Origin of the sequence: Bradyrhizobium sp., from assembly GCF_036009065.1 — a bacterium.
Lineage (GTDB): Bacteria > Pseudomonadota > Alphaproteobacteria > Rhizobiales > Xanthobacteraceae > Bradyrhizobium.
Window position 1 is genome coordinate 26,295 of sequence record NZ_DASYMN010000371.1, and the last position, 11,958, is coordinate 38,252.

An 11,958-nucleotide genomic window follows, 5' to 3' on the forward strand; every position below is an offset into this window, starting at 1 on the left:
CCTTGAGGCATTGTGGCAAAGTCCTTTTGCAACAGGAAACGCCAGGGGGTATGGGTCCCCGCCTTCGCGGGGACGACGCATGATTTGTTGCAACTACCTTGGCGCCATCCGGATCGCGCCGTCGAGGCGGATGGTTTCGCCGTTGATCATCGGATTTTCCACGATGTGCACCGCGAGCGCGCCGTATTCGGAGGCATCGCCAAGGCGCGCGGGATGCGGCACCTGTGCGCCGAGGCTTTTGCGCGCCTCTTCGTTCAATCCCATCAAGAGCGGCGTCAGGAACAGGCCGGGCGCGATGGTATTGACGCGGATCAGATGCTGCGCGAGATCGCGCGCCACCGGAATGGTCATGCCGACCACGCCGCCCTTCGACGCCGAATAGGCGACCTGCCCGATCTGGCCTTCATAGGCCGCGACGCTGGCGGTGTTGATGATGACGCCGCGCTCCTCGCCGACCGGCGGCTCTTTCAACAGCGCTTCGGTGAACAGCCGCAGCACATTGAAGGTGCCGACCAGGTTGACCATGACCACCCGGGTGAACTTGTCCAGCGGATAGACGCCCTGCTTGCCGACGATGCGCGCCGAGCCGCCGATCCCTGCGCAATTCACCAGGATGCGCGCGGTACCGTTGGCGGCCTCACCTTTCGCAATCGCCGCTTTGACGTCGTCCTCGCTGGTGACGTCGCCGACCAGTGCGACGCCGCTGACTTCGGCGGCGACTTTCTCGGCATTTTCCTTGCTCTGGTCGAGCACGGCAATCTTCGCGCCTTTCGCGGCCATGGCGCGCGCGGTCGCGGCGCCAAGACCGGAGCCGCCGCCGGTGATGAGAACGGAGACGTCTTTCAATTGCATGACAAAACCTTTCCTTGGGGCGTTGGCGAATGGCGAATGGCGAGTAGCGAATGGAAAACGGACGTTCTTTCTTCCCTATTCGCTACTCGCCATTCGCGTCTTAACTAACATTCCGCCGAAAATCAGTGCTTCCATATGCGCGATGTATTCGCGGCATACCTTGTCGGTGACGGGACCGACGCCGGTCGCGCGCGACATCGCGTGACGGCCGAAGAACAGGTGATCGCAGGCGCCGATCAGGCTGGTATAAAACAACACTGGATCGACCTTGCGGAACTCGTTCGCAGCGACGCCTTCCGCCAGCAGGCGGCGTTGGAAATCCAGCAGCGGCCCGACAAAGAATTTTGACACCTCATCGGCGGCTTCGGTGCTGCTCTCATGCAGCAGATAGTGGATCAGCCGGTTCATGTAGGGAAACTGGTAATACGCCTTGATGATGCCGGCGATATGCAGCCTGAGCTTCGCGGTCGGCGATATCGGCTGCGCCAGCAGATATTCGAGATGCGTCACCTCGGTGGCGGCGTCGCGCGCCAGCAGCGCCAGCAGCAACCCGTCCTTGTTGCCGAAATGGTATTTCACCAGCGCGGCGTTGATGCCGGATTTTTGCGCGATGTCGCTGAGCGACACATCGATCGAGTTACGCTCGATCATCAGTTCGCTCGCGGCGACCAGCAGCCTGTCGGCGGTGGTGTTGCGTGCGGCCGGAAGCCGGCTCGCGGCGCTGGTATTCAGATGCGGTGCCATCAATGATCCTGAAACTGGCCCGCAGTTAGCGCATGATACGGCTGCACTCAAGAGTTAATTGATTGATTGACTAAATCCTGCACGTCTCGTAAATCGCGCGCAACATTCAGGCATCCATCAGCAAAAATCAGGGGAGATCGCACATGGCCGAGGCCTATATCGTCGCCGCCGCACGCACCGCCGGAGGCCGGAAGGGGGGACGCCTCGCGGGCTGGCATCCGGTCGATCTCGCAGCTTCCGTGCTGGACGCGCTGGTGGAACGCTCCGGCGCCGACCCCGCTCAGATCGAAGACGTCATCATGGGCTGCGTGATGCAGGCCGGCGAACAGTCCAACAACGTCGCGCGCAATGCGGTGATGGCCTCGAAACTGCCGGAGAGCGTGCCGGGCACCTCGATCGACCGACAATGCGGCTCCTCGCAGCAGGCGCTGCACTTTGCCGCCCAAGCGGTGATGTCCGGCGCCATGGATGTGGTGATCGCGGCGGGCGTCGAGGGCATGACGCGGGTGCCGATGGGCCTTGCGTCGTCGCTGCCGTCCAAGAACGGCTTTGGCCATTACAAGAGCCCAAAACTCGAACAGCGCTATCCGAACATCGTGTTCAGCCAGTTCACCGGCGCGGAGATGATGGCGGAGAAATATGGTCTCTCCAAAGACGACCTCGACCAATACGCCTATGAAAGCCACCAGCGCGCCATTGCCGCCACGCAAGCCGGCAAGTTCAAGGACGAGATCGTTCCGCTGACGATCACCCGCGCCGATGGATCGACCGACACCCATCATATCGACGAGGGCATCCGCTTCGACGCGACGCTGGCCGGCATCAAAGGGGTAAAACTGATCAACGAGAATGGCGGCAAGCTTACCGCCGCCAGCGCCAGCCAGATCTGCGACGGCGCCTCCGGTGTGATGGTGGTCAACGACAAGGGCCTGAAGTCACTCGGCGTCAAGCCGATGGCGCGGATTCATCACATGACCATGATGGGCGGCGATCCCGTGATCATGCTGGAAGCGCCGCTGCCGGCGACGCAGCGCGCGCTGCAGAAGGCCGGCATGTCGATCGACGACATCGACCTGTTCGAGGTCAACGAAGCCTTCGCGTCGGTGCCGACCGCGTGGCTGAAGACCACCGGCGCGAACCCCGCGCGGCTCAACGTCAACGGCGGCGCCATCGCGCTCGGCCATCCGCTCGGCGGCTCCGGCACCAAGCTGATGACCACGCTGGTACACGCGCTGAAGCAGAACAACAAGCGCTACGGCCTGCAGACCATGTGCGAAGGCGGCGGCATGGCCAATGTGACGATCGTGGAAAGATTGTAGGATTACAGTAAAAGCTGTTGTCGTCCCGGCGAAGGCGGAGACCCATAACCACCGACGGTGATGTTGAGCATGGGGGCCGACTCCACGCTATCTCATGCACGCCAGGGGTTATAGGTCCCCGCCTTCGCGGGGACGACATAGGATTTTTAGGACCTCCCCATGACCCACCCCTCGGTGCAGGCGCGCACCCAGCCGGACAAGATCGCCTACCAGATGGCGAGCTCCGGCAAGGCGATCACCTATCGCGAACTCGACGAACTATCGAACCAGGGGGCGCAGCTGTTCCGCGCGCTGGGCCTGCAAGCCGGCGATCACATCGCGTTCCTGATCGAGAACCGGCTGGCGTTCATGGAGATTTGCTGGGCGGCGCAGCGCGCGGGGCTGTATTACACCGCGATCAGCCGCTATCTGACCCAGGACGAAATCGCCTATATCGTGAAAGACTGCGGCGCCAGGGTCGTCATCACCTCGCCGAAATGCGCCGATGCGATCAAGGGCCTGGTCAGCGATGCGCCTGATGCGCCGCTGTTCTTCATGATCGACGAACCCCTCCCCGGCTTTCGCTCATGGGACACCGAAGCCATCGCGCAGCCGGTCACGCCGATACCGGACGAAGTCGCTGGCTATGACATGCTGTATTCGTCGGGCACCACCGGACGGCCCAAGGGCATCAAGCGCGAGAACGAGAAAAACCCGATCGACCTGCCCAATCCCTTCCTGAAACTGCTGTGCGCCGATATGTGCGGCATGTCGTCCGACAGTGTTTATCTATCGCCGGCGCCGCTGTATCACGCAGCGCCGCTCCGCTTCAACATGATGGCGATCACGCTCGGCGGCACCTCCATCATCATGGAATCCTTCGATGCCGAGGAATTTCTGAAGCTGGTGGAGAAGCACAAGGTCACGCAGTCGCAGCTGGTGCCGACCATGTTCGTGCGCATGCTGAAACTGCCGGACGAGGTGCGGCAAGCTTACGACGTCTCCTCGCTGAAAGGCGCGATCCACGCCGCGGCGCCCTGCCCGGTCGAGGTGAAGGCAAAGATGATCGAGTGGTGGGGCCCAAAACTGATCGAATATTACGCCGGCTCCGAAGGCAACGGCGTCACGGTGTCGACCTCGCAGCAATGGCTGGAGCATCGCGGCACCGTCGGCCGCGCCGTGGTCGGCAAGGTCAGGATTCTGGACGAGAACGATAAGGAATTGCCGACCGGGCAAATCGGCACGGTTTATTTCGCCGACGCGCCGGTGTTTTCCTATCATAACGATCCGGAGAAAACGAAACGCGCCTTCAACGATCGCGGCTGGTCGATCGCTCGGCGACGTCGGTTATCTCGACGACGAGGCCTTTCTTTATCTCACCGACCGCAAATCCTACATGATCATCTCCGGCGGCGTGAACATCTACCCGCAGGAGACCGAGGACGTGCTGATCACGCATCCGGACATTGCCGACGTCGCGGTGTTCGGCGTGCCCAACGAGGAGATGGGCGAAGAGGTCAAGGCGGTGGTGCAGCCGCATGACATGGCGCGCGCCGGCAAGGAATTCGAGGCGGACCTGATCGTGTTCTGCCGCAAGCATTTGTCGCCGATCAAATGCCCGAAGAGCATCGACTTCGAAGCCGAACTGCCGCGCACGCCGACGGGAAAGCTGGTGAAGCGGCATTTGCGCGAACGTTATTGGCCGAAGAAATAGATCGTAGGGTGGGCAAAGGCGCGCCTTCGCGCCGTGCCCACCATCGACAACGAAACATCTTTGCTCAATGGTGGGCACGCCACCGGACGCTTTGCGTCCGGTGGTGTGCCCACCCTACGGACCTCTACGGATTTGCATGAACGCATCGTCTTCTCTTTCCGACATCCCGCTTCCGCCCGGCATACGCTCGCGCTTCGTCGATGGCATCAACGGCCTGCGCATGCACGTGCTCGAAGCCGGTTACGAGACGCGCGGCCGCCCGTGCATCCTGCTGCTGCACGGCTTTCCGGAGCTGGCCTACAGCTGGCGCAAGGTGATGCCGAGGTTGGCCGCGGCGGGATATCACGTGATCGCGCCGGACCAGCGCGGCTATGGCCGCACCACCGGCTGGAATGCCGACTATGACGGCGAGCTCAATTCATTCCGGCTGCTCAACATGGTGCGCGATGTGCTGGGGCTGGTGTCGGCGTTCGGCTATCGCGCGGTCGATGCGGTGGTCGGCCATGATGCCGGCTCATCGGTCGCCGCATGGTGCGCGCTGGTGCGGCCCGACGTATTTCGCGCAGTGGTCCTGATGAGCGCGCCGTTCGCGGGACCGCCGCCGCTTCCATTCGACACTGCCGATGGCCCGCCAAAGCCGAAGCGCGACGATCCCGTGCATCGCGACCTCGCCGCGTTGCCGCGGCCGCGCAAGCATTACCAATGGTATTATTCGACGCGCGAGGCCAACGCCAATATGCATCATGCGCGCCAGGGCGTGCATGATTTCCTGCGCGCCTACTACCATCACAAAAGCGCGGACTGGAAAGACAACGCGCCCTATCCGCTCAAGGCATGGACCGCGAGCGAACTGGCAAAACTGCCGACCTATTATGTGATGGACTTCGCCAAGGACATGGCGGAGACCGTGGCGGAGGAAATGCCCTCGCCCGCGCACATCGCGGCGAACCAATGGCTGCCGGACAGCGAACTGACCTTCTACAGCGCCGAATACACCCGCACCGGATTCCAGGGCGGCCTGCAATGGTATCGCTGCGGCACCTCCGGCGCGTTCACCACCGAGCTCGAAACATTTTCCGGCCGCAGCATCGACGTGCCCTCCTGCTTCATTTCGGGCAAGCAGGACTGGGGCACTTACCAGCGGCCGGGCGTCTTCGAAGCGATGCAGACGACCGCCTGCTCGCGCATGCTGGGCTGCCATCTGGTCGATGGCGCGGGACACTGGGTGCAGCAGGAGCAGCCGGAGCAAGTGAGCCGGTTGCTGCTGGAGTTTTTCAAGCAGGCCAAGATCGGAGGTTAAAACTCCTCGTCCTTCCGGGATGCGCCTCTTGGCGCAGGCCCGGAATCCATAGCCCCTGTGATGAAGTTGGATGCTGAACGCGAATACTGGGGTTATGGATTCCGGGTTCGCGCGAAGACGCGCGCCCCGGAATGACAGCGCTATTAACTCCCCTTCAAATCGCCGATCTCCGGAAAGAACATGTCCTGCCACGATGCCGGCTCATGCTTGATGCTGCCGACCTTGCGCATGAATTTTGCGAATTTCATCGTCGCCGATGGCGTCATGGTCCAAGTGACATCGGGACCGGTCATGACTTTCGTCACCATCTCCACCGCAAGCTTCGAATTGGTATCGTCGATCCAGGTTTGCGCGGTCTGTTTCGGGTTCGCCGTGACCGTTGCTGTTGCTTCCTTCATGGCGTCCACGAACGCGGCGTAAAGTTCGGGATTGTCCTTGCGAAACCGCGCCGAGGTCCAGGCCACCGTAAAGCTGTGCGGCCCCAGCACCTCGAACGACGACAGCACGGTATGGATATTTTTTTGCTCCAGCTGCTGGAACTGGAAGGGCGGCACGCTGAACACCGTGGTGATGCTGCCGGAGCCGGTGAGCAGCGCGATGGTCGCGTCAGGCGGCGACATCGAGACGGTGAGCGAATCCAGCTTCGAATAATTCTGCTCGCCGAAAGCCGCGGCCGCCGCCATCTGCAGCACCACCGCCTGAACCGACACCTTGATGGAAGGAACCGCGATGCGGTCGCGGTCGGAAAAGTCCCTGATCGACTTGATCGCCGGATTGGAGGTGTTGAGCAAAAACGGCTGCGAACTCAGCGCGCAAATTCCCTTGACCTCGAATGAGGTGCCTATCGTCTTGTCCCACAGTGTGATCAGGCCGGGCACGCCGCCGGCGACGATGTCGGTGGAGTTCGAGAGCAGCGCCTCGTTCATCGCCGCCGGACCGTTGAAGCGCTGCCAGGAGACCTTGAAGTCCTTCAGCCCGCGTTGTCCGGCATATTTCTCGATCAGCTTGTCCCGCTTCATGACATTGAACTGCAGGTAGCCCATCGAGAACTGCTCGGCGAGGCGGATTTCGGCGGCCGTGGCTGAAGCGGCGCCGAGGCTAGCCGCAAGCGCCAACATTGCGCCAGCGAAATTACTTAGCTTCATGGTGCGCTCCCCTGCCGGATGTTCTTGCTCATGAAGGAGAATACAAAGCCGGCTGCGCTTTGGGCAACCGTCTGCATCTCACGAGAAATGCTCGGCAGCCCTGCGGGATTGTGCTCCGGAAGCAGGTACAGGCGCTGGCGGACCATCGGCGCGCATCGGTCGAGGCTTACCAATAAATATGCCAAACACCGTCCAATTTTCTTCCATGGCCTTGAAGCGTGATGCGCGCGTCGTCCGGCTGCACCCCGGCAACGCTTCCAACACGGTGAAGCACGCGGTCTAGATGAACGGTCAGGTGGCCGAGGCTGTATCGGTGAAAGTGTCGCGGCCCGAGTTTCTCCGCATACTGGTGAATGGACGCCATTTCGCCGCGCCTGTACCGCCCCTCCATATCGGCAGGCGTATCCTTCCATACATCGAGTCCGCCGCCGGCCCGCGGCAGTCGAATAGGCAAGGTGAACGAGATAGGCTCGGCCTCATCTTTTTCTTCCGCCCATTTCAACAACCTATATTGCATATCGAAATGTGGGGATGCCATTCCCGCACCGGCTGATGCCTCTCCTAAAAAGATATGAAAGCCGGGCACGGCGAATTCCCTCGTGATCTCCACTTTGCCTCCCAACACGCCTTGGAGTAGCTCGCCAAGCACCAGATAAAGGGACTTGAAAGAGATTTGAAGCAGATAGTTGTCAGATTTCAACCTGCATTGAAAAGCGCCTTTTGCCGGCTCAATACCCATCGTATCCAAATAGGTCGCGCGGCCGAGAGAATAAAACCTGTTCGGATTTCGCGTGATCCAGCGGTGCCGGAGGCCGTTGATCTGCTCGAGGATCGACGCGCATTCGCTCTCTCGCAGCATTGGAATGTTGATCAGCCGCTTGTCAAAAGCTTCGGTAGACATCCAAACAACTCCGGTCTCAATTCAGGTAGCTGACAAGCGCGCGCGTTATACGGCCGTCCAGCCGCTGGTCGTAGTAGTTATAGCCGGGCATGGGATTAGCCTCGAGACACCAGTATTTTTCGCCGCTTACCTTGAAGTCCCAGCCTGCGAATTGCAGTCCGAGTTTTCGGGTAGCCCTGACCAGCTGTTTCCGCAACCGATCCGGAATTTCGATGGCTTCACGACGAGCTTCGCGATCGAGTCGGTAATCGATCCCATTGGCGTAGGTGGCTTCCGCCACCACGGTTTCACCGACCACGTGGGCGCGGACGTCGTGTCCCTCCGTCAATCGCTGCAGGTGAATTGGACCAGAGGCAGGTTCGAAGCTCGCGAGTTCTGACAACTTGAAGAGTCGCGTGTTGGCACGCATTCCCGAAACGGCTTTCAGGACAACATCTCCCTGTTCCGCCACGAAAGCCCGCAGCCGGGCCGGATCAGAGCTCGTGATACTAGGCGCCACGTCGAATCCAAGGCGTTGCAGCTCGAACGAATGAAGGGGCTTTGCAGAATTGTGACTTGCAGAGCCGGGACGGTTTACAACCGTGATCGGCACACAGGCAAGAAATACCGAAAGAGCCCGCATGCTCGAGAGCCAACCCCGACTCTGGTTTTCGGGAAGCGCGGCAGAGAGGTCGATCGGCCTGCAGTAAATACCGGAAAAATCGCCGGGAACCCTGAAATCTCCAAGTCGGTCGTCGGACGGAACGGGCACCGTCAATCGCCACGGTTCGCTTGTCATCCGACCGAGATCGAAGAATTCGATTTTCGCGCCGAAGCCGCGCGCCGTCGACACGAAATACTTCATGGTACTATCGGCGGCCAGCCCGATCGCTAAGATGGGTCGCACAGCAGCCCCACGAGACAATCAACGATCGCTTCGCCTTGGTTTCCGAACTGCGGCAGACTAGGCCACGGGGCAACGCCCGCCAATACCGCAGTGTCGTCTGCCAGAATTCCCCAGAACAATATAGCGAAAGATAGTTCGAGTTTCCCCATCACCTCGACGCTGCGGCCGGCAAGCGAACTCAGCAGCCTGCTGTTTTCAAGACACGGAAAGCAGGTCTGACCCACGACAGCCACAGGATAGTAACCGGCCAACCGACTCGTGTTTCGCGACCGATAAACACCGAGATCAGGACTCGAGCTGGAAACAAACCGATGCTGCTCGATATCATCGATAAGTTCGCTGTCGATTCCCATGCCTGCCGGTATGTTTCTGAAATAAACTTCGGATCGTCCGTCGAACTCGCCGCAGGATAACGCCGTCAACGATGACGATGGCATGCAACGGCCGGAGAAACCAAACGGGCCGGGCCGATTGACGACTGGAGATTGCATCAATGCTCCCGCTGCCCAGAGCGCGCCGACGCGCTCGGCATCATGAAAGCGCGCGTCGGAGTCGTACAGGTTCCTTCCATCCTCCCCGGAAAACGGACGCATGAAGGTCGGTAGATCGGGAGTAACCCGGTTTGCGTTTTGGCCTACCTCGATCGTAAACAGTTCCGCCGCGTCCGCGACGGACAACTTGACTGCACGATGCCCTCGGCGGGAAACCCGTTCGGCTATCGCGCCAATCGTCGGGTCGTCCCTCCCTCCAACGAGGGCGACGCTGCCGACTGTCAAATGATGGCCTTTCGATCGAGCAGCGGCCCTGAACGCGAACTCAACGCTCCGGTCACGGAAATGAGGGCTGCGGATCCATGATCGGGGGACCGAGCATCTTCATCGCCGTCCTTGCCGTCCTTCTCCTCCTCTTTTCCTTCCTTGTCTTCCTTGTCGTCTTTCCCCTCCTTGTCGTCTTTCTCTTCTTTGCCGTCCTTCCCCTCCTTTTGATCCTTACCTTCTTTAAAGTTTTTTTCGTCGTGATCGTCCTTGTTATTTTTTTGCTTCTCGTCGTCCATGGCCTCTTTGTGGTGTTTATGAGCCTCGTTGTCGAAGTCTTCCTTATCCGTATCTTTTGCAGTCAGTCGGCCTTCGGAACCGTCTTCCGCAAGGTCCGCCAAATGTGTCTTGGCGATCTTGGCCAAGATGTCATGCCGCGCGGCTGCTGCAATGAAGGGACCAACGTGTTTTGATTGTGCTGCATCGGACATAAATTAATTCCCCTAAATGAACCAAGCCCAAATGTTAGATCACATAAAGTCAGTAACACAAGCGCAAATTGATAAGGCGCCGCCGCGGCGATGCGTGCTGCGCCGGAGCCAGCGGTCGACCATCGGCCGCATGTTGTCGCAGCCATTGCGTGCGTTAAAGCGGTCATGCATATCGTGGCGTTACCAGCCCCGTTTGCCGGCGCGCGCGGAATTGCTTGTCGTTGAACAACAATGGCGGGCGCTTTCGGTCCCATGAAAGAACGCATTGCACTTGCAGGCCGCGCGCAAACTGAGCATCATCGGACGCGATCAAGCCAGCAGGGAGCGCGCCTTGGCCAAATCGCAATGGAGTTTCAGGACCGCCGTCGAATGTTCGGCAGCGCTTGCGGCGAAGAAAGTCTCCGCGGTGGAACTGGCGCAGGACGCCATCGGCCGCATCGAACGGCACGATATCAAGATCAACGCGGTCTGCGTTCGGGATTTCTCGCGCGGGCTGGACGCCGCCCGCGCCGCCGATGCGGCGCTGGCGCGCGGCGAGACAAAGCCGCTGCTCGGCCTGCCGATCACCGTCAAGGAATCCTACAACGTCGCGGGACTGCCGACCACTTGGGGCTTTCCGCCGCAGAAGGATTTCAGGCCGCCGGAAGATGCGCTGTCAATTTCGCGGGTGAAGCAGGCGGGCGGCGTGATTCTCGGCAAGACCAACGTGCCGGTAGGCCTCGCCGACTGGCAGAGCTACAACGATATCTACGGCACCACCAACAATCCATATGATCTCGGCCGCACGCCGGGCGGCTCCTCCGGCGGCTCGGCGGCGGCGCTGGCCGCGGGCTACGGACCGCTGTCGCTCGGCTCCGACAACGGCGGCTCGCTGCGGGTGCCCCCGGTTCATTGCGGCGTCTATGCGCACAAACCGACCTTCGCCCTGGTGCCGTCGCGCGGCCATACGCCGCCGCCGTTTCCGCCATTACGGCTCGATCGCGACATGGCGGTGATCGGGCCGATGGCGCGCTCGGCCGCCGATCTTGCGCTGCTGCTCGACGTCATCGCCGGGCCCGATCCGCTCGAAGCCGGCGTCGGCTACAAGCTCGCGCTGCCGCCGCCGCGCCACAATGAGTTGAAGAGTTTTCGCGTGCTCGTGGTCGATTCTGATCCGGTACTGCCGGCCAACAACGACGTGCGCGGCGCAATCGAAAGACTGGCGGGCAGCCTCGCCGGATCCGGGGCTAGCGTCACGCGACAAAGTCCGTTGCTGCCCGATTTCGCGGAGTCGTCGCGGCTCTACATGCGGATGCTGATGTCGTTTCTTGCCGCCTTCTTTGCACCGGAGAGCATTGCGAACGCGCAGGCAGGAGTCGCAAAGCTTGCGCCCGACGACAACAGCCTCGCCGCCGAGCGGTTGCGCGGCATCGTGCTCAGTCATCGCGCCTGGGTGCTGGACGACGGCGCCCGGGCGCGCTTAAGGGCGCAATGGCGCGAGCTGTTCAAGACGTTCGATGCCGTTATCTGTCCGATAATGCCGACGCCGGCCTATCCGCACGACCATTCGCCGGAGCAGGAAGCGCGGCGCATCGACATCGACGGCAAGGAATATGTCTATCCCGACCAACTGGCCTGGCCCGGCATCGCCACGCTGCCCGGCCTGCCGGCGACTGCAATCCCGATCGGCTTCTCGCCGGAAGGATTGCCGATTGGCGTGCAGATCGTCGGACCCTGGCTGGAAGACCGCACGCCGTTGAGGCTCGCCGAACTGATCGAGCGCGAATTCGGCGGCTTCGTTCCGCCGCCGATGTTCGATGATTAGCACCGCCCTCATCCTGAGGAGCGGCGTCTTCGCCGCGTCTCGAAGGATGAGATGCACATCTCATGGTT

The 11,958-nt window shown here is 61.0% G+C and carries 10 protein-coding genes and 1 pseudogene; 4 read left to right on the forward strand and 7 right to left on the reverse strand.

Annotation, left to right across the window (positions count from 1 at the left end):
* Positions 1 to 93: 93 nt before the first annotated feature.
* Positions 94 to 852, reverse strand: coding sequence for an SDR family NAD(P)-dependent oxidoreductase (locus VGP39_RS22585; protein ID WP_327570317.1), 759 nt, complete (start codon positions 850 to 852; stop codon positions 94 to 96).
* A gap of 75 nt (positions 853 to 927) precedes the next feature.
* Complete coding sequence (locus VGP39_RS22590) at positions 928 to 1,596, reverse strand: TetR family transcriptional regulator (RefSeq protein ID WP_327570318.1); 669 nt, start codon at positions 1,594 to 1,596, stop codon at positions 928 to 930.
* A gap of 143 nt (positions 1,597 to 1,739) precedes the next feature.
* On the opposite strand from VGP39_RS22590, the gene VGP39_RS22595 reads away from it, so the two are divergent.
* The 3 genes and pseudogenes from VGP39_RS22595 (at position 1,740) to VGP39_RS22605 (ending at position 5,908) form a co-directional block, all read left to right on the forward strand.
* On the forward strand, positions 1,740 to 2,915 hold the full coding sequence (locus VGP39_RS22595) for an acetyl-CoA C-acetyltransferase (RefSeq protein ID WP_327570319.1): 1,176 nt from the start codon (positions 1,740 to 1,742) through the stop codon (positions 2,913 to 2,915).
* A 159-nt stretch (positions 2,916 to 3,074) separates the two neighbouring features.
* A pseudogene (locus VGP39_RS22600) lies at positions 3,075 to 4,608 on the forward strand (acyl-CoA synthetase).
* Between the two features lie 136 nt (positions 4,609 to 4,744).
* Entirely contained in the window at positions 4,745 to 5,908 is a 1,164-nt protein-coding gene (locus VGP39_RS22605; RefSeq protein ID WP_327570320.1) for an alpha/beta hydrolase, read from the forward strand.
* Between the two features lie 143 nt (positions 5,909 to 6,051).
* Here the strand turns inward: VGP39_RS22605 and VGP39_RS22610 are convergent, their stop codons facing one another.
* The 5 genes from VGP39_RS22610 to VGP39_RS22630 form a co-directional block, all read right to left on the reverse strand.
* Positions 6,052 to 7,053, reverse strand: coding sequence for an ABC transporter substrate-binding protein (locus tag VGP39_RS22610; protein WP_327570321.1), 1,002 nt, complete (start codon positions 7,051 to 7,053; stop codon positions 6,052 to 6,054).
* A gap of 166 nt (positions 7,054 to 7,219) precedes the next feature.
* Positions 7,220 to 7,954 carry a hypothetical protein gene (locus VGP39_RS22615; RefSeq protein WP_327570322.1) on the reverse strand — a complete coding sequence of 245 codons (735 nt, stop codon included), beginning with the start codon at positions 7,952 to 7,954 and terminating at the stop codon, positions 7,220 to 7,222.
* Positions 7,955 to 7,970: 16 nt separating this feature from the next.
* Entirely contained in the window at positions 7,971 to 8,798 is an 828-nt protein-coding gene (locus VGP39_RS22620) for a hypothetical protein (RefSeq protein WP_327570323.1), read from the reverse strand.
* Positions 8,799 to 8,824: 26 nt separating this feature from the next.
* Complete coding sequence (locus VGP39_RS22625) at positions 8,825 to 9,517, reverse strand: hypothetical protein (protein WP_327570324.1); 693 nt, start codon at positions 9,515 to 9,517, stop codon at positions 8,825 to 8,827.
* A gap of 95 nt (positions 9,518 to 9,612) precedes the next feature.
* On the reverse strand, positions 9,613 to 10,086 hold the full coding sequence (locus VGP39_RS22630) for a hypothetical protein (RefSeq protein WP_327570325.1): 474 nt from the start codon (positions 10,084 to 10,086) through the stop codon (positions 9,613 to 9,615).
* Positions 10,087 to 10,417: 331 nt separating this feature from the next.
* Here VGP39_RS22630 and VGP39_RS22635 point away from each other — a divergent pair, with 331 nt between their 5' ends.
* Entirely contained in the window at positions 10,418 to 11,890 is a 1,473-nt protein-coding gene (locus VGP39_RS22635; protein ID WP_327570326.1) for an amidase, read from the forward strand.
* Positions 11,891 to 11,958 lie beyond the last annotated feature (68 nt).

What these genes read in the sequence shown, in the direction of transcription:
- VGP39_RS22585 (WP_327570317.1), bottom strand. Translation starts at nt 852, where the DNA reads ATGCAATTGAAAGACGTCTCCGTTCTCATCACCGGCGGCGGCTCCGGT.
- VGP39_RS22590 (WP_327570318.1), bottom strand. Translation starts at nt 1,596, where the DNA reads ATGGCACCGCATCTGAATACCAGCGCCGCGAGCCGGCTTCCGGCCGCA.
- VGP39_RS22595 (WP_327570319.1), top strand. Translation starts at nt 1,740, where the DNA reads ATGGCCGAGGCCTATATCGTCGCCGCCGCACGCACCGCCGGAGGCCGG.
- VGP39_RS22605 (WP_327570320.1), top strand. Translation starts at nt 4,745, where the DNA reads ATGAACGCATCGTCTTCTCTTTCCGACATCCCGCTTCCGCCCGGCATA.
- VGP39_RS22610 (WP_327570321.1), bottom strand. Translation starts at nt 7,053, where the DNA reads ATGAAGCTAAGTAATTTCGCTGGCGCAATGTTGGCGCTTGCGGCTAGC.
- VGP39_RS22615 (WP_327570322.1), bottom strand. Translation starts at nt 7,954, where the DNA reads ATGTCTACCGAAGCTTTTGACAAGCGGCTGATCAACATTCCAATGCTG.
- VGP39_RS22620 (WP_327570323.1), bottom strand. Translation starts at nt 8,798, where the DNA reads ATGAAGTATTTCGTGTCGACGGCGCGCGGCTTCGGCGCGAAAATCGAA.
- VGP39_RS22630 (WP_327570325.1), bottom strand. Translation starts at nt 10,086, where the DNA reads ATGTCCGATGCAGCACAATCAAAACACGTTGGTCCCTTCATTGCAGCA.